General features: G+C 60.0%; 20 protein-coding genes and 1 pseudogene. 9 read left to right on the forward strand and 12 right to left on the reverse strand.

Annotated features, from left to right (window positions below):
* The 3 genes from B3F77_RS13820 to B3F77_RS13830 all read right to left on the reverse strand — a co-directional run.
* On the reverse strand, window positions 1-893 hold an 893-nt coding region (locus B3F77_RS13820; RefSeq protein ID WP_293605507.1), incomplete at its 3' end, for a diacylglycerol/lipid kinase family protein.
* A gap of 109 nt (window positions 894-1,002) precedes the next feature.
* Entirely contained in the window at window positions 1,003-1,710 is a 708-nt protein-coding gene (locus tag B3F77_RS13825) for an SIMPL domain-containing protein (RefSeq protein WP_293605508.1), read from the reverse strand.
* Complete coding sequence (locus tag B3F77_RS13830; protein ID WP_293605556.1) at window positions 1,631-1,873, reverse strand: hypothetical protein; 243 nt, start codon at window positions 1,871-1,873, stop codon at window positions 1,631-1,633. Before B3F77_RS13830 ends, B3F77_RS13825 begins: the two co-directional genes overlap by 80 nt.
* A 442-nt stretch (window positions 1,874-2,315) precedes the next feature.
* Here B3F77_RS13830 and ompR point away from each other — a divergent pair, with 442 nt between their 5' ends.
* Window positions 2,316-3,053 (forward strand): two-component system response regulator OmpR, encoded by a 738-nt coding sequence (gene ompR, locus B3F77_RS13835; RefSeq protein ID WP_293605509.1) that lies wholly within the window; start codon window positions 2,316-2,318, stop codon window positions 3,051-3,053.
* Between the two features lie 135 nt (window positions 3,054-3,188).
* Entirely contained in the window at window positions 3,189-4,565 is a 1,377-nt protein-coding gene (locus tag B3F77_RS13840) for a sensor histidine kinase (protein ID WP_293605510.1), read from the forward strand.
* Between the two features lie 93 nt (window positions 4,566-4,658).
* Here the strand turns inward: B3F77_RS13840 and ispF are convergent, their stop codons facing one another.
* Complete coding sequence (gene ispF / locus B3F77_RS13845) at window positions 4,659-5,168, reverse strand: 2-C-methyl-D-erythritol 2,4-cyclodiphosphate synthase (protein ID WP_293605511.1); 510 nt, start codon at window positions 5,166-5,168, stop codon at window positions 4,659-4,661.
* Window positions 5,169-5,224: 56 nt separating this feature from the next.
* Window positions 5,225-5,929 carry a 2-C-methyl-D-erythritol 4-phosphate cytidylyltransferase gene (gene ispD / locus B3F77_RS13850; RefSeq protein ID WP_293605512.1) on the reverse strand — a complete coding sequence of 235 codons (705 nt, stop codon included), beginning with the start codon at window positions 5,927-5,929 and terminating at the stop codon, window positions 5,225-5,227.
* A 164-nt stretch (window positions 5,930-6,093) separates the two neighbouring features.
* Between ispD and mfd the strand changes: the two genes are divergently transcribed.
* Together mfd and serB are read left to right on the forward strand one after the other, a co-directional pair.
* Window positions 6,094-9,594, forward strand: a complete 3,501-nt coding sequence (gene mfd / locus B3F77_RS13855; protein WP_293605513.1) for a transcription-repair coupling factor — start codon at window positions 6,094-6,096, stop codon at window positions 9,592-9,594.
* Window positions 9,591-10,301, forward strand: a complete 711-nt coding sequence (serB, locus tag B3F77_RS13860; protein ID WP_293605514.1) for a phosphoserine phosphatase SerB — start codon at window positions 9,591-9,593, stop codon at window positions 10,299-10,301. Before mfd ends, serB begins: the two co-directional genes overlap by 4 nt.
* Window positions 10,302-10,438: 137 nt before the next feature.
* On the opposite strand, the gene B3F77_RS13865 is transcribed toward serB, so the two are convergent.
* The gene (locus tag B3F77_RS13865; protein ID WP_293605515.1) at window positions 10,439-11,233 is read right to left on the reverse strand and encodes a DUF2726 domain-containing protein; all 795 of its coding nucleotides are present in this window, start codon (window positions 11,231-11,233) and stop codon (window positions 10,439-10,441) included.
* 362 nt (window positions 11,234-11,595) lie between these two features.
* Here B3F77_RS13865 and B3F77_RS13870 point away from each other — a divergent pair, with 362 nt between their 5' ends.
* Genes B3F77_RS13870 through B3F77_RS13880 form a run of 3 tightly spaced genes read left to right on the forward strand, consistent with a single transcriptional unit; the run spans window position 11,596 to window position 13,861 of the window.
* Window positions 11,596-12,363 (forward strand): basic amino acid ABC transporter substrate-binding protein, encoded by a 768-nt coding sequence (locus B3F77_RS13870; protein ID WP_293605516.1) that lies wholly within the window; start codon window positions 11,596-11,598, stop codon window positions 12,361-12,363.
* 21 nt (window positions 12,364-12,384) lie between these two features.
* Entirely contained in the window at window positions 12,385-13,152 is a 768-nt protein-coding gene (locus B3F77_RS13875) for an amino acid ABC transporter permease (protein WP_293605517.1), read from the forward strand.
* Complete coding sequence (locus tag B3F77_RS13880) at window positions 13,139-13,861, forward strand: amino acid ABC transporter ATP-binding protein (protein ID WP_414703016.1); 723 nt, start codon at window positions 13,139-13,141, stop codon at window positions 13,859-13,861. Before B3F77_RS13875 ends, B3F77_RS13880 begins: the two co-directional genes overlap by 14 nt.
* Window positions 13,862-14,001: 140 nt before the next feature.
* On the opposite strand, the gene B3F77_RS13885 is transcribed toward B3F77_RS13880, so the two are convergent.
* From B3F77_RS13885 to B3F77_RS13895, 3 genes are read right to left on the reverse strand one after another with little or no spacing between them, the layout of a single operon-like run.
* Complete coding sequence (locus tag B3F77_RS13885) at window positions 14,002-14,214, reverse strand: DUF3820 family protein (protein WP_293605519.1); 213 nt, start codon at window positions 14,212-14,214, stop codon at window positions 14,002-14,004.
* A 1-nt stretch (window position 14,215) separates the two neighbouring features.
* Window positions 14,216-14,578: a translation initiation factor Sui1 gene (locus B3F77_RS13890; RefSeq protein WP_293605520.1), complete on the reverse strand. Its 363-nt coding sequence runs from the start codon at window positions 14,576-14,578 to the stop codon at window positions 14,216-14,218.
* 59 nt (window positions 14,579-14,637) lie between these two features.
* Window positions 14,638-15,279, reverse strand: a complete 642-nt coding sequence (locus tag B3F77_RS13895) for an FHA domain-containing protein (RefSeq protein WP_293605521.1) — start codon at window positions 15,277-15,279, stop codon at window positions 14,638-14,640.
* Between the two features lie 51 nt (window positions 15,280-15,330).
* On the opposite strand from B3F77_RS13895, the gene B3F77_RS13900 reads away from it, so the two are divergent.
* Window positions 15,331-15,696 carry a DNA alkylation repair protein gene (locus B3F77_RS13900; protein ID WP_293605522.1) on the forward strand — a complete coding sequence of 122 codons (366 nt, stop codon included), beginning with the start codon at window positions 15,331-15,333 and terminating at the stop codon, window positions 15,694-15,696.
* Here the strand turns inward: B3F77_RS13900 and B3F77_RS13905 are convergent.
* The gene (locus tag B3F77_RS13905; protein ID WP_293605523.1) at window positions 15,674-16,705 is read right to left on the reverse strand and encodes an isocitrate/isopropylmalate dehydrogenase family protein; all 1,032 of its coding nucleotides are present in this window, start codon (window positions 16,703-16,705) and stop codon (window positions 15,674-15,676) included. The genes B3F77_RS13900 and B3F77_RS13905 overlap by 23 nt on opposite strands.
* Window positions 16,706-17,139: 434 nt before the next feature.
* On the reverse strand, window positions 17,140-18,330 hold the full coding sequence (locus tag B3F77_RS13910) for a PLP-dependent aminotransferase family protein (protein WP_293605553.1): 1,191 nt from the start codon (window positions 18,328-18,330) through the stop codon (window positions 17,140-17,142).
* A gap of 32 nt (window positions 18,331-18,362) precedes the next feature.
* Between B3F77_RS13910 and nth the strand changes: the two genes are divergently transcribed.
* On the forward strand, window positions 18,363-19,001 hold the full coding sequence (gene nth / locus B3F77_RS13915) for an endonuclease III (RefSeq protein WP_293605524.1): 639 nt from the start codon (window positions 18,363-18,365) through the stop codon (window positions 18,999-19,001).
* Window positions 19,002-19,330: 329 nt separating this feature from the next.
* Here nth and B3F77_RS13920 read toward each other — a convergent pair.
* Window positions 19,331-19,981, reverse strand: a pseudogene (locus B3F77_RS13920) (TRAP transporter large permease); the annotation flags it as partial.
* Window positions 19,982-19,990: the final 9 nt, after the last annotated feature.

A 19,990-nucleotide genomic window follows, 5' to 3' on the forward strand; every position in this document is an offset into this window, starting at 1 on the left:
GTCTGCATCCAGGTGATCTCCCCGTCGGTGGCCACCTTGATGCGTTTACGGCCTTTCGGCGTGACCGTCAGACGGCGGAACGCAAAACTGTCGACATTCTCCGCATCACCCAGGCGCCCCACCAAGCCACGCAACAACAATCCGAACAGTGCCAGCGTACCAATGGGGCGAACCACGATACCCGCCAGTTCGCCAGCATTCACCGCGTTGGCATCCTTTTCGTCGATACCGACGCGAGCGAGCTGCAAATGGTTGTTGCCGACGAACAGCGTGGGCGTGCGTAACGCAACCACCTGACCGGCGGACTCGATCTGCAGGTGGAGCTGCCTGCGCGCCTGCAGCAGTGTGGCGATGCTTGCAACAAAGGCCACAAAACGGCTACGCCCAAACTGCTGCTTCCAGGCCTCCCGGTCTTCCAGCAGTTGAGGGTACAAACCCACGCTGGCATTGACCAGAAAGACCCTTCCGTTCACCTGCCCAACCTGCACAGGCGAGATGCTGGCGCCCACAAGGGCGGTAGCCGCAGCCTGGGTATCCTGCGGAATCGCATTGACCCGGCCAAAATAATTAAAGGTACCCTGAGGCAAGACCCCGAACGGGCAGCCGCTGCCCAGCACGGCGTTTGCCACGGCATTGATGGTGCCGTCACCACCAGCCGCTACAACCACACCCCGCCGTGCCTGCGCCAGTTCGACAGCGCGCAGCGCAACCGCCTTGATCTGCGAAGGATCGCCGATCTGCAGGAACTCGAACTCGCGCCTGGCTTCCTTGAAAACACGGGCCATGACCTGCTGTTCATCGTCCGCGTTATGGTGGCCTGAACCTGCATTGAGAACAACAAACAAAGGTCCGCCACGCGCGGCGTCTTCTGCAGGGGCATCAGGGGAATTCATACTCAAAGCATATGCAAGGCCGGGCCCGAAGTCTGTCAGCCAACTACCCTTTCAGCCCGGCTTTTCCCGACGCGCCGTCTTGGTTTTTCAGGAATTCACCAGAGGGGCATCACCTCATTTGCACCGACCCGGACACATTGACCAGCACCGTGCTCTTGCCGGCCTCCACGGAGATGGGGGAATCCGACATTTCGGCCTTGGCCTGTGTGGCCATCATGCGGGGGCGGGGCGTATAGCCCTGCTCGTTGGCATTGATAGCGACCTCGCGCAAGGTGTAGCTGCCAAAGCCAAAGCTTTTGGCGATCTCGCCGGCTTTGGCCTTGAAGCGCTCAATCGCCAGGCTTTGGGCTTCACCCTCCACTTTGGCGCGCTGCTCGCGGCTCAAGGCAAAGTTGACGTTGCCCAGGGTCAGGGTCTGGATCTTGCCGGCCGTGCTGGTGATGCGCGGGAAGTCCTTGCCTTCCAGCACCAACTCGGTGGAACCTTGCCAGCCATTGATCTTGCCGTCCTTGCCATAGCGCGGATACAAGCTGAAATTGCCGGTGCGCACCTCCATCTGGCCGGGCATTGCGGCCTGTTTGGCCTGGGCCAGCGCGGTATCGAGAGCCTGCTTGAGTTGGGTTTGCACCGTGCCGGCATCCTGGCCATCGCGTGTGGTGTTCATTGAAATGGACAGCATATCCTGCTGCACCTCCACCGAGCTGCTGGCTGACAGCTGGGCCATATTCTGCGGGGGTTCACGCTGCAATGATTGAGCAAAAACACCCGTAGCGCCCGCCAATAGGGCACAAGCAGCTATTAATTTTGTAGTATGCATCAAGCTGTTTACCTTTCGGGTAATGAGAAGCCAGTTTCCAGTCCCTGGCTACGGTGGTGTAGCGCTGACGAAAATCGGTCGTGTAGCTCGCATTTTGCGGGCTGTTGCCAATGGGCGGCGGCTGTGATGCGAAAGCAGGCGCCGGATAAAGCGGCGTGGCCATTTGCGCCTTCCGAATCAAGCCCGAAACAGGCAGCCTGGCGGACTGTCCTGTCAAGGCCTCCACCTCGGACTGGTCCGGCGCAAAATCGGTGCATACCAGCAAATGCCGGGCTTGGGCAACAGAAAGCTGGAGCGGCCCGGCCGCTTGGGCACAGGTTGCGGCGAGCACAAGTGCACAAGAAGCGATGGTTTTTAGGTGCTTCATGAGGATGATTGGCTTGGTTTTTTAGGGTAAAGCCTGGCGCACTGCAGCACCCAACCCGCAGAGGTGTTTCAAGGCTTTTTTACAACAACGCCTTGAAGCCAGGAAACGTCTACTCCCCTTCTGTGTGCTACTTGCACTCAGTCGCAACTTTTGTAACATTGTGTCAAAGTGACTAAAAAAAGAGACATCTCGGATTTTCAGCGTTCAAAATGGCGCTGTTACAAATTACAAAACCACTATGACTCCAGCTCTACCCACTGCCCGCGCCGACAAAATCCTGATTGTTGATGACGACGCCCGTATTCGCGACCTGTTACGCCGCTACCTGGCCCAGGAAGGTTTTGAAGTCATCCTCGCAGAAGACAGCAAAGCGCTGAACCGCATCATGCTGCGGGACGCCGTCGACCTGATCGTGCTCGACCTGATGATGCCCGGCGAAGACGGCCTCTCCATTTGCCGCCGCCTGCGCGCGGCCAACGACCGCACCCCCATCATCATGCTCACCGCCAAGGGCGAAGATGTGGACCGCATCGTCGGTCTGGAAGTCGGTGCCGACGATTACCTGGCCAAGCCTTTCAACCCGCGTGAGCTGCTGGCCCGCATCCACGCCGTGCTGCGCCGCCGGCCTGCAGTAGAGGTGCCTGGCGCACCCTCCAGCGACCAGGAAGTGATTGCTTTCGGGCCATTTTCATTTGACATGGGCCTGCGGACCCTTCATAAAAATGGTGAAGAGCTGCCCCTGACCACCGGCGAATTTGCCATGCTCAAAACCTTGGTGCGCCACCCCCGTCAGCCGCTTTCCCGCGAAAAGCTGGCGCAACTGGCGCGCGGCCGCGAGTTTGAGCCCTTTGACCGCAGCCTGGACGTGCAAGTGTCGCGCCTGCGCAAACTGATTGAGGTGGACGCTGCTGTGCCCCGCTACATACAAACCGTGTGGGGCGTTGGTTATGTTTTTGTACCGGACGGAACCAGCTGAACCCTAAACCGGCACCCGACCGCACCGTGAGCGCGCCCGTGCGCCCCGACAGCCACGACTGATGGGCGCAGCGTTATCGCTACGCCCAGAAATTCATGTCCATTTTTCCGCCCTTGAGGCCTGATCACTCCTCTTATGGACGCCACCAACCCGATTCCGCTTGAAACTGCCCCAGCGCCGCTGGAGATGCGTCCACGCCGGGGTTTCAGCCTGTTCTGGCGGACCTTTTTCTTTCTGGCGCTGCTGCTGTTCGGCTCCATCGTGGCCTGGCTGCAAACCTTCCGCGCGCTGGAATCCGAGCCACGCGCGGTTCAAAGCGCGCAGCAACTGGCATCGCTCGTGAACCTAAGCCGTGCCGCGCTTCGTTACTCCGACTCCATCGCCCGTGTATCGCTGATCAAGACGCTGGCCGATGAGGAACAGGTACGCATCACGCAGCGTGAACCCACGGACAAGTTCGAGGCGTTCGAAAGCGACGAGCTGGGCGAGCGCATCGCCGAGAAACTCAAAGCCCGGCTGGGCGCCGGCACCGTTGTAGCCAGCACGGTCAATGGCCAGAAGGGCTTGTGGGTCGGCTTTTCCATTGAGGGAGATTCCTATTGGCTGCTCACCGACGCGTCCAAGGTAGGCCCCTCCCGCAGCAGCACCTGGGTGATCTGGCTCATCACTGCCGCTGCTTTGTCGCTCGCCGGAGCGGCTTTCATCGCGCGCCTGATCAACCGGCCGCTCAAGGACCTTTCGTTTGCGGCCAGCCGCATGCGCGACGGCGATTTCGACGCCAGCCGGCTCGACGAGAAGGTCGCGACCAGCGAGATCCGGGAGGTCAATATCGGCTTTAACCGCATGGCCGAGCAGCTGTCCAAAATTGAGCAGGACCGCGTCATCATGCTGGCCGGTATTTCCCACGATTTGCGCACGCCACTGGCACGCCTGCGCCTGGAAACCGAGATGAGCGTGGCAGACCTCGATGCACGCGAGCACATGGCCGCCGACATCGCCCAACTCGACGCCATCATCGACAAGTTTCTGGACTACGCCCGTCCCGAACCGCCGCGCCTTGAGCCGGTATCTCTGAATGCCGTGATTGGCGCCGCGGTGTACGCCGTGGCCGACTATGAAGACATGCGCGTGACGGTGAACATTCCCGAGAACATGGATATCCTGGCCGATCAGGTCGAGCTTTCCCGTGTCATTTCCAACCTGCTTGAAAACGCCAGGCGCTATGGAAAATCGCCAGAAACCGGCATCGCCCTGGTCGATATCACCGCCAGGAGCCGCGACCAGTGGGTGCTGATCAAGGTGCGCGATCACGGCAGGGGCGTGGCGCCGGAAATCCTCCCCAAGCTCACAGGCCCATTTTTCCGGGGTGATGCGGCGCGCACTGCGGCCACCGGGGCAGGCCTGGGCTTGGCGATTGTCGAAAAAACGATTCAACGCATGGGCGGTATGTTCAGTCTGGCCAACACGAGCTCAGGCGGGCTGGCTGCGCATATCAAGCTGCGCCGAAGTTAGAACCTCCCGTACCCGTTTTTTCGCCAAGTTTTATGGCAATATATGGCGTTAGCCTAAGCAGGACGGTCGTAAGCAGCTATTAAAATAGTAGCATCAAACCAGCAACACCACGGCGCGGGCTTCCATGCTCAAGCCCTGCCCAACCGGGCCCAGCTTCTCGGCGGTTTTCGCTTTGACATTGACCTGCCCGACCTCCAGACCCAGAGCCCCTGCAATTCGCGCGCGCATCGCTGGAATGTGCACAGCAAGCTTGGGGGCCTGCGCCACGACGGTGCTGTCGATATTGCCAATTTTGTGACCCCGCACGGCCAGCAGGCGCCCGACCTCAAGCAGCAGCACCAGAGAATCCGCACCTTTGAAGCGCTCATCCGTGTCTGGAAAATGGGATCCTATGTCACCCAGTCCGGCAGCGCCCAGCAGGGCGTCGGTGATTGCATGCAGCAGCACATCGGCATCCGAATGACCGAGCAAGCCCAACGTGTGCTCAATCTCGACGCCACCAATGATGAGCTTGCGCCCGGGCACCAGCGCGTGCGTGTCCCAGCCTTCGCCAATCCGAAAAGGTGGGAACTGCGGGGCTTGGGGAACCTGGGTGGAATTCATGGCATGGGCTTTCACGTAGACTTGAGAAATTGTTTTTTACTCAGCGGGCGGTGGCATCAACCCGCGCGGCCCCGGTCAAGAAGAATCGCTTCCGCCAGCGCGAAGTCTTCGGGGTAAGTGACCTTGAAATTTTGCGCGCTGCCGGGCACCAGTTTTGGGGCCAGACCCAAGGCCTCGATTGCGCTGGATTCGTCGGTGACGGCCCCGCCAGCGGCTTCAAGCGCTCGCATCAAAGTGCCGATACGAAACATCTGCGGCGTCTGCGCCAGCCATTTGTCGCTGCGGTCCAGGGTGGCGGCGACGCGCCCGCCAGCTTCGCGCTTCAAGGTGTCCGGCAGTTTATGCGCAAGCAGCCCCCCCACCTCATCGTGCTCACAGGCATCGATCAACTGCTTGATTTGCGCTGCGGTCACCAGGCAGCGGGCCGCATCGTGCACCAGAACCCAGTCGAGAGTTCCCGCCCCAGACTTGACCAGCGCTTCGAGGCCATTGCGCACACTGTCAGCCCGGCTGGCACCGCCACACCCGGCCACGTCAAATGACTGTTCCGGCACTTGGTCAAAAAACTGCTCGCCAGGCGCAACCACCACGAGCGTGCGGGTCAGGCGGGTAACAGTCGAAAAAGCCGCCAGCGTGTGCAAAACCATGGGTTGGCCGGCAATCACCTGGTATTGCTTGGCCAGAGTCGCGCCAGCGCGGCTACCCTGCCCCGCACAAGGAATCAGTGCAAAAAAACGGGCATTGGCGCTGTTTGTCGTCATCACTTCATCATAGATTCTAAAATCGATGCTTAACTCAATGATTGAGCACCCCAAGGCACCCCACTCCGAATGGTTTGGGGTGCTCGGCTTTTGCCGCATACTTTTTGATTGTTTTTACGAGCTTTGACTTGACCCTTGACCTGACCTTCATGGCGCACTGATTCATGCATTTACCCTCACTCGTTACCGGCAAACGCTACACCCTGCCCCAGCCTGCCGGTTCTGCCGATGCGTTGCTGCTGGCCCGCTTGGGGCAACGCGAGAAAGCCGCAGGCAAACTCACCGCCATCATCACGTCGGATGCCACCACGGCCCAGCGCCTGATGGACGAGATTGCGTTTTTTGCGCCTGAACTGCGCTGCGCCCTGTTCCCCGACTGGGAAACCCTGCCCTATGACACGTTCTCACCGCACCAGGACCTCATCAGCGAACGGCTGGCCACCCTGTGGCGCATCTCGCAGCGCGACAAGGAAACCGGCGCTGACGTTGTCATCGTGCCCGCCACCACCGCGCTGTACCGCCTGGCGCCCCCGAGCTTTCTGGCGGGCTATACCTTCGAGTTCAAGGTCAAGCAAAAGCTCGACGAAGCACGGCTGAAAGCCCAACTCACCTTGGCGGGCTACAGCCACGTCACGCAGGTGGTGAGCCCCGGCGAATACGCGGTGCGCGGCGGTCTGATTGACCTTTTCCCCATGGGCTCCCCGGTGCCTTATCGTGTGGATCTCTTTGACGATGAGATCGACAGCATCCGCACCTTTGACCCGGACAGCCAGCGCAGCTTGTATCCGGTGCCGGAAGTGCGCCTGCTGCCTGGTCGCGAGTTTCCGATGGACGACGCTGCGCGCGCCAAATTTCGCAGCCGCTGGCGTGAACTACTGGAAGGCGACCCGACCAAAAGCCGCATCTACAAAGACATCGGCAATGGCGTCGCCACGGCCGGCATCGAGTATTACCTGCCGCTGTTTTTCGAAGAAACTGCCACGGTGTTTGACTACTTTGGCTCTGCCACTGACAAATCGGCGACGGTCGTGTTGCACGGCGACCTGGAGCCGGCTTTCCAGCGCTTCTGGCAAGACACCAAAGACCGCTACCGGCTGGTGCGGGACGCGCCCGACCGACCCGCCCTGCCACCCGAGTCGCTTTTTCTGGGCACCGAGCAGTTTTACGCACGCGCCAATGAGTATGCACAGCTGGCACTACGCGGCACGGTAGACGACGTTGCCGACAACGCCCAGTTTCAAAAACTGGGTGAAATGGCGGTGGTGCGCGGCGCGGAAGACCCCCTGGCCCGCTTCAAAGGCCATGTTCGCAATACCGCCCATCGCGTGCTGTTGCTCGCCGAAAGCGATGGCCGCCGCGAGAGCCTGCTCGACTTCCTGCGCGCCAGCCATGTCAGCCCACCGGCGTTTGATTCACTCGAAGACTTCCAGGCCAGCGACGAGAAACTGGGCATTGCCACGGCAGCACTGAACACCGGCTTCAGCTGGCTCGAAGAAGGCATTGACTTCGTCACCGAGACCGAACTGTTTGCCGCAGGCGTCACATCCCGGCGCCGCAACAAAAAGCAGGAACAAGTCAGCGACGTCGAAGCATTGATCAAGGATCTCTCCGAACTCAACGTCGGCGACCCGGTGGTGCACAGCGCCTATGGCATTGGCCGCTATCGTGGCCTGATCAATATGGACCTGGGCCAGGAAAAAAACCCGGATGGAACGCCCTCGCTCCAGGAGTTTTTGCACCTGGAATATGCCGACAAGGCCACGCTGTATGTGCCGGTCAGCCAGTTGCACCTGATCAGCCGCTACACCGGCGTGAGCGCCGAAGAAGCGCCGCTGCACCGGCTGGGCAGCGGCCAGTGGGAAAAAGCCAAGCGCAAGGCGGCCGAGCAGATACGCGACTCTGCTGCCGAGCTGCTGAACATCTATGCCCGCCGCGCCGCACGCGAAGGCCATGCTTTCCGCTATTCACCGGGCGACTATGAAGCCTTTGCCAACGAGTTCGGCTTTGATGAAACGCCGGATCAGAGCGCGGCCATTCATGCGGTGATCCAGGACATGATCAGCCCACGCCCCATGGACCGGCTGATTTGTGGCGATGTGGGTTTCGGAAAAACCGAAGTCGCCTTGCGCGCTGCCTTCATTGCCATCACGGGGGGCAGGCAGGTCGCCTTGCTGGCCCCCACCACGCTGCTGGCCGAACAGCACTACCAGACGCTGGTGGACCGCTTTTCCAAGTGGCCCGTCAAGGTGGCCGAGATGAGCCGCTTCAGGTCGGCCAAGGAAATTACCGCCGACATCAAGGGTCTGGCCGACGGCAGCGTGGACATTGTGGTGGGCACCCACAAGCTGCTGAGCCAGGACGTGAAGTTCCAGCGGCTGGGCCTGCTCATCATTGACGAAGAGCACCGTTTTGGGGTGCGCCACAAAGAAACCATGAAAGCCCTACGCGCCGAGGTGGACGTCCTCACGCTCACCGCCACGCCGATTCCGCGCACGCTGGGCATGGCCCTTGAAGGCCTGCGCGACCTCAGCGTGATTGCCACCGCCCCGCAGCGCCGCCTGGCGATCAAGACCTTTGTCCGCACTGAAGGCAACGGCGTGATCCGCGAAGCCGTGTTGCGCGAACTCAAGCGGGGCGGGCAGGTTTACTTTTTGCACAACGAGGTGGAGACGATTGAAAACCGCCGCGCCAAGCTGGAAGAACTGCTGCCAGAAGCGCGCATTGCCGTGGCCCACGGCCAGATGCCCGAGCGCGAACTGGAGCGCGTGATGAAAGATTTTGTGGCCCAGCGCTACAACCTGCTGCTGTGCTCCACCATCATCGAAACCGGCATTGACGTGCCGACTGCCAACACCATCGTGATGAGCCGCGCCGACAAGTTCGGCCTGGCGCAATTGCACCAGTTGCGCGGCCGCGTCGGCCGCAGCCACCACCAGGCCTATGCCTACCTGATGGTGCCCGACCTTGAAGGCCTGACCAAACAGGCCAGCCAGCGCCTGGAGGCGATCCAGCAAATGGAAGAGCTCGGCTCGGGCTTTTACCTGGCCATGCACGATCTGGAGATTCGCGGCACGGGTGAAGTGCTGGGTGAAAGCCAGAGCGGCAATATGCTGGAGGTGGGGTTTCAGCTTTACAACGAAATGCTCAACGAGGCCGTCGCCTCCCTCAAGGCCGGTCGCGAGCCGGATCTGCTCTCGCCATTGAGCGTGACCACCGAGATCAATCTGCACGCTCCCGCGCTCTTGCCCAGTGACTACTGCGGTGACGTGCATTTGCGGCTGAGCTTCTACAAGAAACTGGCCACTGCCAAAAACACCGAGCAAATCGATGCGCTGCTTGAGGAAATTGTGGACCGCTTTGGCAAATTGCCGCCGCAGGCCCAAACGCTGATTGATGTGCATCGCCTGCGCGTCATCGCCAAGCCGTATGGCGTGGTCAAGGTCGATGCGGCACCAGGCGCCATCACCATCACGTTTAAAAAAGACCCGCCCATCGACTCCATGGCCATCATGCACCTGATCCAGAAAAACCGGCACATCAAACTGGCTGGCAACGACAAGCTGCGCATAGAGCGCGCGCTGGAAAATCCCAAAGACCGCGCGCAAATGGTGCGCGACGTGCTGCGCTCACTCGGACAACCCAAAACGCAAGCCACCCCCGCATGACTCCTGCTGAAATCTCCCCCGGTCTCATCGTCAACGTCATCACGCCAGACCTCAAGCTCAGCGACTTCAAGCTGATCGTCTTTGACATGGACTCCACGCTCATCAACATCGAGTGCGTGGACGAAATTGCCGACGCTGCAGGGCGCAAGGCCGAAGTGGCCGCCATCACCGAAGCCGCCATGCGCGGCGAAATTGCCGACTACAAGGAAAGCCTGCGCCAGCGCGTGGCGCTGCTCAGGGGCGTCAGCGTGGCCAGCATGGACAAGGTTTACCGCCAGCGCCTGAAGCTCAACCCGGGCGCCACAGAATTGGTGCGGGCCTGCAAGGCCGCCGGCCTGAAGACTCTGTTGGTTAGCGGGGGATTCACTTTTTTCACCGACCGTGTTCGCGACCAACTGGACATTGACTACACCCGCTCCAACGTGCTGGAAGTCAAGGAAGGACTGCTGACCGGAAAAATGGTGGACCAAGCCTGGGGCGACATTTGCGATGGCGAAGAAAAACGCAAGATGCTGCTGCAAACCTGCGAGCAACTGAGCATAACGCCAAAGCAAGCCATTGCCATAGGCGACGGCGCCAACGACCTGCCCATGATGGGCATGGCCGGGCTGTCAGTGGCCTATCACGCCAAGCCCAAGGTACGCGAGCAGGCGATGGTCGCCATCAACGAGGGCGGGCTGAACCGCTTGCTGGAACTCATGGAATAAGGCGGGCGACGCCCACCCCGGCCTTTCTCCGGCACGAGGCGCGCGAGCGTTGTGGTGCCGACAACTCAGTCGCATTGGGCTCAGGCCACCGGGTCTGCGACCTGCCGCTGGCCTGAGCAGCGCTCATCGAGGTCTCCTTATTCAAGCCTGGCCGGCCGGGTGTCAGAGGGTTGAATGAACGAGTCTTCCCATTGCCCGGCAAGCCGGTCGGGCTTGTCTGAAACCCTGGTCGAGCTGGTACCGTCGAGGTTAAAACCGACCTTGCGGTTACTGACAGGCTGCGCCGCCCCCTGGGCATCCTTGTTAAGCTCATTCAGCGCAGCTTCTTTGGTCGCTGTCATCTGCTTCTGGGTAAAGGCGGCCAGATCCGCATGGAAACTGCTGCTTCCGCCGCGCGTATCCTGGCTCTCTTGCACCTGTTCGACCGGAATTTCTCCCAGAAAGGCGGCACGCATGGCGCTGCCGGCGGGCAGATGGTTACCGCGAACAACGGTGTAGGCGATTCCACAGTCCGAAAGCAGCGCTTCCTTCAATTCGCGGTTGGCTTCGCTCAGGCCGCGCTTGCCTGGAACATCCACACAACCCACTACCTTGCCATCCGCTGTGCAGACGGTGAATGTCGTATAAACCTCGTTGAGCAGCGCCCGCCATCGCTCGCTATTGGCCTTGCCCTTTTCCTTGTCCAGCGGAGTGGTGAAGCGCAGAACCGGGACCTTGACCAGCACAGCATGCTCATGAAAGGTATGGCGCAGCCACTTCCATACGTCGCGCTCGTCGGTGCTCACCAGCCCGCGCGCGCCCAGTGGCCACTTGACGGGCCAGCGCAGCCTGGCGCTGGCTTTGCGCCGCAACCACCAGGCGTAGAGCAAGGTGCCTGCAAGCGCGCCCACGGCTACGCCCAGCACCGTCATCAGCCATATCGTCAGGTCCATGATGTTGTCCTCCAATTTTTTTGGGGGCGCGACCCCAGGAACACGCGCCACAGTCAGGCTGCACCAGTGAGTCACAGAACGCTGCTCGTGTCAATTCAGCGGCAGCGCCTTAAGCGCTATCAAAACAGGATTTTGCCTGTTTTCCCGGAACTCTAAGGGGGGAAAAAAGGCATAGCGCAGACGTGGCGATTTTCACAAAACCTGCGGCAATATGGGTTTATGAGCGCTCTTTGCCAAGCGGTCCAGATGCAGCCCAAAGTGCGCCGGCGGGGCGGTTACAGGCGTTACCATTGGCGGACTTCAGTTTTCGTCCTTTATCGGGATGTTTAGCCATTTTTCTCACTAATCCCTTGGACGCAACAATGAATCTCCTGCACAAAATCGTGGCTACGGCCGGCATGCTCACACTCGCGCTGGGCAGCGTCCATGCCCAGAACAAGGAACTGGTCGTCGGTTCAAGCGCCACCTACCGCCCCTTTGCGTATGAAAGCCCGAGCAAGGAAATCATGGGTTATGACGTGGACATCATCAAGGCCGTCGCTCAAAAAGCCGGCCTGCAGATCAAGATCGTGAACACGCCATGGACCGGCATCTTCGCGGCCCTCAACAACGGCGATGTTGACCTCGTCATTTCCGGCGTGACCATCAACGACAAGCGCAAGCAGTCGTATGACTTCACCACGCCCTACTTTGAGGCCCGCCAGCTGATCGCCGTGCACAAGGACAGCACCGCCAAAAACCTGAAAGACCTCGCCGGCAAAAAAATCGGCGTCGTCACAGGCTGCACGGGCGACGACACCGCATCGCGCGAATTCGGTAAAACCAATCCCGATATTCGCCGCTTTGAGAGCACGCCCGTGGTGATTTCCGAGCTGGCCAACGGCGGCCTGGACGCAGCCATCGGAGACAACGGCGTCATTGCCTTCCGCGCTCAAGAACACAAGCAGCTCAAAACCGTGAACGACCCAAGCTTTCCCAAAGAGTATTTCGGCATCGTCGTCAAGCAGGGCAACAAGGCGCTGCTGGACAAACTCAATACCGGACTGGCCGCCATCAAGGCAGACGGAAGCTACGCGCAGATCTACAAAAAATGGTTCCTGGCTGAAGCGCCGGTACTGCCAGCCCAATAATTGCCGGGCAGCGCTTTCGGTATGGAACAAGTTCTCTGGTTCGGCTGGTTTCGTGCCGACATCATTTCAGAATACGCCGTGCTGTTCTGGCGCGGCCTGCAAATGACCATCACCGTCACACTGATCTGCATCGTGCAGGGCACGGCGCTGGGCCTGGCGGTAGGCTTGGCGCGCGTGTCCGAAGCACGCCACTCGCCCGCCAGGCAGCTCTGCAAGTATGCCTTGCGCTGGCCTTCCTCGGTGTATGTCAGCTTTTTCCGCGGCACGCCACTGTTTGTGCAGATTCTGCTGATTCACTTTGCGGTGTTGCCGCTGTTTATCAACCAGACTGATGGCTTGTTGATTTCGGGTGAAGCCGCGCGCAACCTCAAACAAAACCACGGCGCCTTCCTGTCGGGCGTGGTGGCCCTCACCCTGAATGCGGGCGCCTATATTTCCGAGATTTTCCGGGCGGGTATCCAGTCGATTGACCGCGGCCAGGTCGAAGCTTCGCGTTCGCTAGGCATGTCGTTCCCGCGAACCATGTACCACATCGTGCTGCCGCAGGCGTTTCGCAGAATGCTGCCGCCGCTGGGCAACAATGCCATCTCGCTGCTCAAGGACTCGTCACTGATTTCAGCGATTGGTCTGGCAGAACTGGCTTATGCCGCACGAACCGTGGCCGGTGCTTATTCGCGCTACTGGGAGCCCTACCTCACGATTTCGCTCATGTACTGGGTGCTGACGCTGGGCCTTGCCTACGCTGTAAAGAAATTGGAGGATCGCTATGGACGTGGTGATTCGCGTTGATAAATTGACCAAGCAGTTTGGTCTCCTTCCGGTGCTGCGCGGTATTGACTGCACCATCAAGGCATCAGAAGTTGTTTGTGTCATTGGACCCTCGGGTTCGGGCAAGAGTACCTTTCTCAGGTGCCTGAACGGCCTGGAAGACGCTTCCGGTGGGCAGGTACTGGTGCATGGCGTGTCGGTGCATGAACCCAAAACCGATGTCGATGCCCTGCGCTCGGAAATCGGCATGGTGTTTCAACGCTTCAATCTTTTCCCGCACAAAACCGTGCTTGAAAACATCACGCTGGCCCCCACCAAAGTGCGAGGCCTCACCGCAGCGCAAGCCCGTATCCGCGCCACCGAATTGCTGGACAAGGTCGGGCTGCTCGACAAGATTGACGCCTATCCCAACCAGCTGTCTGGCGGTCAGCAGCAGCGCGTTGCCATTGCGCGGGCGCTGGCCATGCAGCCGCGCATCATGCTGTTTGACGAACCCACCTCTGCGCTGGACCCTGAAATGGTCGGCGAGGTGCTGGCCGTCATGCAAGCCCTGGCCGAGGAAGGCATGACCATGGTGGTCGTCACGCACGAGATGGGCTTTGCACGCCAGGTGGCTGATCGCGTCTTGTTCATCGACGAAGGTCTGGTGGTCGAAGAAGGATCACCCGCCGACATCTTTGACCGGCCCCAGGAAGAGCGCACGCGCAAGTTCCTGAGCAAGGTGCTGTAGTCAAGGAACTTCTCCGTCAGCCCGGCGGCCCCGCGGCAACTCCGCCCTCAAGGCTAGTTCCTCAAGGAAAAAAGGCCTTTTGCCCAATAAAGACGGGCACAACCAGCTATCATTAACATAGCAACCTGATTCACACCGGCCTAGCGCTTGCGCAATGGCTCCAGCAGCGACGACAGGCCGTTGTGATCTATCTCCTGCATCAGCGCCAGCAGGCGCCCGATGTCGCCCTTCGGAAAGCCTTCGCGGGCAAACCAGTTCAGGTAGTGGCCGGGCAAGTCGGCCATCAGTCGCCCCTTGTATTTGCCGTAGGGCATTTCCAGCGTCACCAGCCGCTGCAGGTCTTCGGGGTTCAAACTACCCTCCGGCCCGCTTGACGGCATGGCCCTGCTTTTGCAGCGCCTGCATGACCACCTCGCAGTGATCACCCTGCACTTCAATCACGCCGTCTTTCACGGTGCCACCGGAGCCGCACGCCGCCTTGAGCTGCTTGCCCAGTTGGGCCAAGGCCAGCGCATCCAGCGCCAGCCCCTTCACCAGCGTCACCGTCTTTCCACCGCGGCCTTTGCTCTCTCTGGAGACACGCACCCACCCATCTGATTTTGGAAGCGCTTGAACCTGCCTGCAAATGCATCCCGCCATGGGCTTGCGGCACTCGGGGCACATTCTTCCGGCGTCAGTGGAATAAACGAGCCCGCTGCTTGACGGATTTTTTTTCATCATGGAGTTATAGCGGAGTCAGCGCACGAGCAACGCCATTTTCCGGGTCGCCTGCAGGATCATTTGCCCTTGAGTAAAAACGCCATCTCGGTGCCCGCCAGATTCAGCACATCGTTGTGGGCCAAGGCAATCGCCTGCGGTCCAATGGGTTTGCCATTGAGTGTGGGCAGCGTTTGGCCATTCACGTGTGCCACGTAGTAGCCGTCACGTCGGTGCGAGATGGACACGACGGCAACACCCGGCTGGCCAAAAGTCGTCACCGCCTTGACCACCGGAACCTCCAGCCCGGCAGAAGCGCCCGACAGCATTTTAAGACTGGCCAGCAGCACGCCGCTGGTGCCTGGAAGGCCAAGGGCATCCAGCGGCATGGCCATTGTCTTTTTTTCGGTGCCGGGCTGCTCGCGCTTTGAGGCCGCCAGGAACTGAACCCTGAAATTACCGATGGTGATGATGTCGTTATCCCGAAGCAGCTGCCGGGTTTTGATCATCTGAGCGTTGACGTAGGTGCCGTTGGTACTGCCGAGGTCTTCGATGTACACATCCGCAATCCCCCGGAGCTCAAACACGCAGTGCTCGCCACTGACGACCATGTTGTCAAACACAATGTCGTTGTGAGGCATGCGGCCAAGCGTCGTCCGGTTATTTTTCAGATAAACGTGCTTGACTTCGACACCTTGGACCGATGCGATGAGTTGTGGCATGGATGCCTCCTGCGGATATGTCGCCAGACACGCCCAATGCGGTGGCGATCGTTGATCGTAGCCCTGCAGCTTCAATGGTACAGGATCGCCTGTGCAAAGCTAACCGGCATTCCTGCTGCCCGCAGCGTAGCCGGCATGGTGGCCGAGCCCGCGCGGCTCACATCGCGCCAGATGGATGCGTGGGCCAAAGGCTTCACGTCGTCGGACGTGTGCGACCAGGTCTACGGCAGCGCGTTCCTCGCCTCGCCACTGGCCTGGCGCAAAGTGGCGGCATGGGCTGCGCACAAAGACGAATTTGTGCGCCGCGCCGCCTTTGCCCTGCTGGCCACGATGGCGGTACATGACAAACAGGCCGGTAATAACCGCTTCATCGCCGCGCTGCCGGCGCGGAAGTTCAGCTGTTCCCGATCCGGCTGACCAGTGCCTTCGTGAACGCGGCGGTGCTGGCGTTGCCGCCGAGGTCGCCGGTGCGCACCTTGTCGACATTCAGCGTTTCGTCGATGGCCTGCCGCAGGCGAACCGCCAACTCGGGTAGCTTGCAGTGATCGAGCATCATCGCGGCTGCCAGCATCAAGGCGATTGGATTGGCAATGCCCTTGCCCGCGATATCCGGGGCCGAACCATGCACGGCCTCAAAGATCGCCGCATCCGCCCCGATGTTGGCGCCCGGCGTCATGCCCAGTCCGCCCACCAGCCCGGCGACCAGGTCGGACAGGATGTCACCGAACAGGTTGGTGGTGACCAGCATGTCGAATTGCCAGGGGTTGATCACCAGTTTCATCGCGCAGGCATCAATGATCACGGTCTCGAGTTCAAAGCGGCCCTTGTACTTGCGCTCGTACAGGTCGATGCCGGTTTCCAGGAAGATGCCGGTCAGCGCCTTCATGATGTTGGCCTTGTGCACGATCGTGACCTTCTTGCGCCCGGTCGCAACGGCATGTTCAAAGGCGAATTCCAGCAGGCGCCGGCTACCGGCCCGGGTGTTGATGCCGGTGGCCATGGCCACCGCACGTGGGTCGTCGTCGATCGGGATGTAGTATTCATGACCGATGTACAGGCCTTCGAGGTTCTCGCGCACCACCACCAGATCGATCTTGTCGAAACGGCCGCCCGGGATGATGGTGCGGGCAGGGCGCAGGTTGGCGTAGAGCTGGAACTCTTCGCGCAGTCGCACGTTCGACGAGCGGTAGCCGCCGCCCGAAGGGGTCTCAAGGGGACCCTTGAGCGCCAGCCGGGTGCGGCGGATGCTATCGAGCGTGGCTGCTGGCAAGGGATCACCCGCGGCCTTTATGCCGCCAAGGCCGGCGATCTGACGGTCCCAATCGAATGGGGCATGCAGCGCGTCGAGCGCAGCCAGGGTGGCCTCGACGATTTCGGGGCCGATGCCGTCCCCTGGGATCAAGGTGACGGGAATGGTGTTTGACATGTTCAGGTCTCTCGAATGGTTGGATGACTGCGACATTATCAGGACGCGGCCATCACGCTGCTTTGATAGCAATTGTTCACGATCAGGGATTCAGCGCATGTAACAAACGCCAGTTGCACTTCGTGCGTCGCAATGAGAAATGGGCTTAGGGGTTGCTTGCCACCATTATCAAGTTTAAGGTTCGCAACAATGTGGTTGGCAGACGGCTCATCTCAAAAATTCTGGAGTCGTCAGTTAAAAATAATGCTGTGCGCCCTGAAGCACATCCCGGTCGTGGTTCAAACCGGGTTATTCGCAGGACAGTACTGCAAGAAGACCCTCGGAGTGAGTTGCTATGCGTAGGGATTGGTTCGGGGGTCCATGGATACCTAATTTATAGCAAGTTATCTGAATTCGGTAACTTTGGATAATCTAACTATACAGTGGAACACTGGTCACACGGCTTGGGCCAACCGCCTCACGCCCTCCTCAATCTTCCCCACATCCGCCGTGGCAAAGCTCAGCCGCAACGTTGAGAGATCAGGATTCGACGCATAAAACGGTGCCCCCGGCACAAAGGCCACACCCTTCTCAATCGCGCGTTTGGCCAGCTCGCCACCGTCTTTCACCTTGCCACCCGCGCCAGTCAGGCGCGCCCACACAAACAGGCCACCCTGCGGCTGCACAAACTCAATCGCGTCGCCCAGCTCTTTGCGTAGTGCGTTGCCCATGGCCTGGGCGCGCTCGGCGTAGACCTTGCGCACATTTGAGAGCGTGGCGGGCATGCGGCCGGCTTTGAGATATTGCGCGGCGGTGGCTTGGGCAAAGGTGCTGGTGTGCGCGTCGCTAAACTGTTTGCACATGGTGGCATTGGCCAGCAGCTCGGGCGGGGCAATCATCCAGCCTACGCGCAGTCCGGGTGACAGCACTTTACTCAGCGAGCCGCAATGGGCCAGCAGGTCACGGCTGCCCGGCACGCTGGCGCTCATGGCCAGCAGGCTGGGCGGCGGGGCCTCGCCAAAATACAGGTCGCCATAGGGGTCGTCTTCCACGATCAGCGTCTGGTATTTCACGGCCATTTCCAGCACCTTTTTGCGGCGCTCGGCGCTCAGCGTCGCACCGCTGGGGTTGCCAAAGGTGGGTATGAGGTACACAAACTTGGGCTTGTGCTCGGCAATGAGCTGCTCCAGCTTGTCGGTCTGCACGCCGTAGGCGTCGATGGGTGCGCTGATGAGTTCTGCGCCATACAGCCTGAAGCACTGGATGGTGGCCAGAAAGGTGGGGCCTTCCACAATGACCTTGTCGCCGGGGCTGATCATGGTTTTGCCCAACAGGTCTAGCGCCTGCTGGCTGCCGGTGGTAACGATCAGGTCTTCAGGGGCCACGTCCTTCGCGCCCTTGCTGGCCATGAAGGCGGCAAGCTGCTCGCGCAGGGGGTTGTAGCCTTCGGTGGCGCCGTATTGCAGCGCCGCGCCGGGGTCGTCTAGCAGGGCGGCGTTGACGGCTTCGCGGATGCCCTCCACGTCAAACATGGCGCTGTCCGGAAAGCCGCCGGCAAAGCTGATGATGCCGGGTTTTCCCAGCAGTTTGAAGAGCTCGCGGATGGCAGAGGTTTCGACGTTATTGAGTCGCTCGGAAAAATGCAATGTCGTAGGCAGTGGCATGGGAGAATTGATCCATGAAGAAGGAAACCATAGAACCGTTTTTTGCCACTTTGAAGGCGGCGAACCCACGGCCCGTGACCGAATTGGAGTATACGAGCGCATTCGAGCTGCTGGTCGCCGTGCTGCTCTCGGCGCAGGCCACGGACGTGAGCGTGAACAAGGCCACGCACAGGCTCTTTCCAGTGGCCAACACACCGCAGGCCATTCTGGATTTGGGGCTGGAAGGTCTGGAAGGCTACATCAAGACCATCGGCCTGTACCACACCAAAGCCAAAAACCTGCTGGCAACCTGCAAGATACTGGTTGAACAGCACGGCGGCCAGGTGCCGCGTACCCGCGAAGCGCTCGAAGCCCTGCCCGGCGTGGGCCGCAAAACCGCCAACGTGGTGCTCAACTCCGCGTTTGGCGAGGCCACCATAGCGGTCGATACGCACATATTCCGCGTCAGCAACCGCACCGGGCTGGCACCCGGCAAAACCCCGCTGGAAGTCGAACTGAAGCTTCTCAAACGCATCCCCGCTGAGTACCTGGTGGACGCGCACCACTGGCTGATACTGCACGGGCGCTATGTGTGCACGGCACGCAAGCCCTTGTGCTGGCGCTGCGGCGTGTCGCAGTTCTGCGACTTCACGCCAAAAACACCAGTCCCCTGAGAGTAGAACACTTCAATTTTGATAGCGTATCCCGCCCTGTTCATAAGGGCGGTAGGCAAAAAACCTTATCAATCCGCGTCAACGCCGACCTTCATGGCCGGGCGAACGGGCGCTCAGAACAGCAGATTCGGCAGGAACAGCGTGATCGCCGGTACGTAGGTGATGATCACCAGGAACGGCATCAGCACAATCGTCCAGGGCAACGCCGCACGCGCCATCGCTCACCCGTTTCAGCCTTGTCGTCTGCAAACCAGCGGCAAGGCGGAGCGCCTCATCTCGCACTTGCCTGCGAGAGTGATTCCGATGGACGGTACCAGCTGCCGGGATGTCTATTTGAGCAACAGGTGTGGCAGCCAAAGTGTCAGCGGAGGATAGTAAGTCACCAACACCAGGAAGCCGAGCATCGCCAGCAACCAGGGCCAGACTGCAACCGTAAGTTCTGTAATGCCCATCTTGGCGATACCGCTGGCCACGTACAGGTTCAATCCTACCGGTGGGTGGCACATGCCAACCTCCATGTTCACCACCATCATGATGCCGAAATGCACCGGGTCAATGCCCAGCCGCATTGCAACGGGAAACAGAATCGGGGCAAAGATGAGCACGATGGACGAAGGCTCCATAAAGTTGCCTGCAACCAGCAAAATAACATTGCATGCAAGCAGGAAGGTAATCATTCCAAGCCCCTGCCCGATCATCCAGTTGCCTAGCGCCTGCGGGATATTTTCGTTGGCAAGAATAAACGAGAACATCACCGCATTGGTAATGATGTAAAGCAGCATTGCGCTCATGTTGGCCGAGTTGAGCAGTACGCGCGGCACGTCCTTGAGCGTCAAGTCCTTGTAAACAAAAACGGCCACAAAAAATGCATACACGGCACTCATCGCAGCGGCTTCTGTAGGCGTGAAGATGCCCGTGTAGATACCGCCCATCACGACCACGATCAGCAGCAGGCCCCAGACGGATTCCCTAAAGGCTGTCTCTTATAC

The sequence above is a fragment of the Polaromonas sp. UBA4122 genome (assembly GCA_002381615.1).
GTDB lineage: Bacteria > Pseudomonadota > Gammaproteobacteria > Burkholderiales > Burkholderiaceae_C > Polaromonas.

Coding starts and splice junctions, on each gene's coding strand:
- B3F77_RS13825 (WP_293605508.1), bottom strand. CDS start 1,710: ATGCATACTACAAAATTAATAGCTGCTTGTGCCCTATTGGCGGGCGCT.
- B3F77_RS13830 (WP_293605556.1), bottom strand. CDS start 1,873: ATGGCCACGCCGCTTTATCCGGCGCCTGCTTTCGCATCACAGCCGCCG.
- ompR (WP_293605509.1), top strand. CDS start 2,316: ATGACTCCAGCTCTACCCACTGCCCGCGCCGACAAAATCCTGATTGTT.
- B3F77_RS13840 (WP_293605510.1), top strand. CDS start 3,189: ATGGACGCCACCAACCCGATTCCGCTTGAAACTGCCCCAGCGCCGCTG.
- ispF (WP_293605511.1), bottom strand. CDS start 5,168: ATGAATTCCACCCAGGTTCCCCAAGCCCCGCAGTTCCCACCTTTTCGG.
- ispD (WP_293605512.1), bottom strand. CDS start 5,929: ATGACGACAAACAGCGCCAATGCCCGTTTTTTTGCACTGATTCCTTGT.
- mfd (WP_293605513.1), top strand. CDS start 6,094: ATGCATTTACCCTCACTCGTTACCGGCAAACGCTACACCCTGCCCCAG.
- serB (WP_293605514.1), top strand. CDS start 9,591: ATGACTCCTGCTGAAATCTCCCCCGGTCTCATCGTCAACGTCATCACG.
- B3F77_RS13865 (WP_293605515.1), bottom strand. CDS start 11,233: ATGGACCTGACGATATGGCTGATGACGGTGCTGGGCGTAGCCGTGGGC.
- B3F77_RS13870 (WP_293605516.1), top strand. CDS start 11,596: ATGAATCTCCTGCACAAAATCGTGGCTACGGCCGGCATGCTCACACTC.
- B3F77_RS13875 (WP_293605517.1), top strand. CDS start 12,385: ATGGAACAAGTTCTCTGGTTCGGCTGGTTTCGTGCCGACATCATTTCA.
- B3F77_RS13890 (WP_293605520.1), bottom strand. CDS start 14,578: ATGAAAAAAAATCCGTCAAGCAGCGGGCTCGTTTATTCCACTGACGCC.
- B3F77_RS13895 (WP_293605521.1), bottom strand. CDS start 15,279: ATGCCACAACTCATCGCATCGGTCCAAGGTGTCGAAGTCAAGCACGTT.
- B3F77_RS13905 (WP_293605523.1), bottom strand. CDS start 16,705: ATGTCAAACACCATTCCCGTCACCTTGATCCCAGGGGACGGCATCGGC.
- nth (WP_293605524.1), top strand. CDS start 18,363: ATGAAGAAGGAAACCATAGAACCGTTTTTTGCCACTTTGAAGGCGGCG.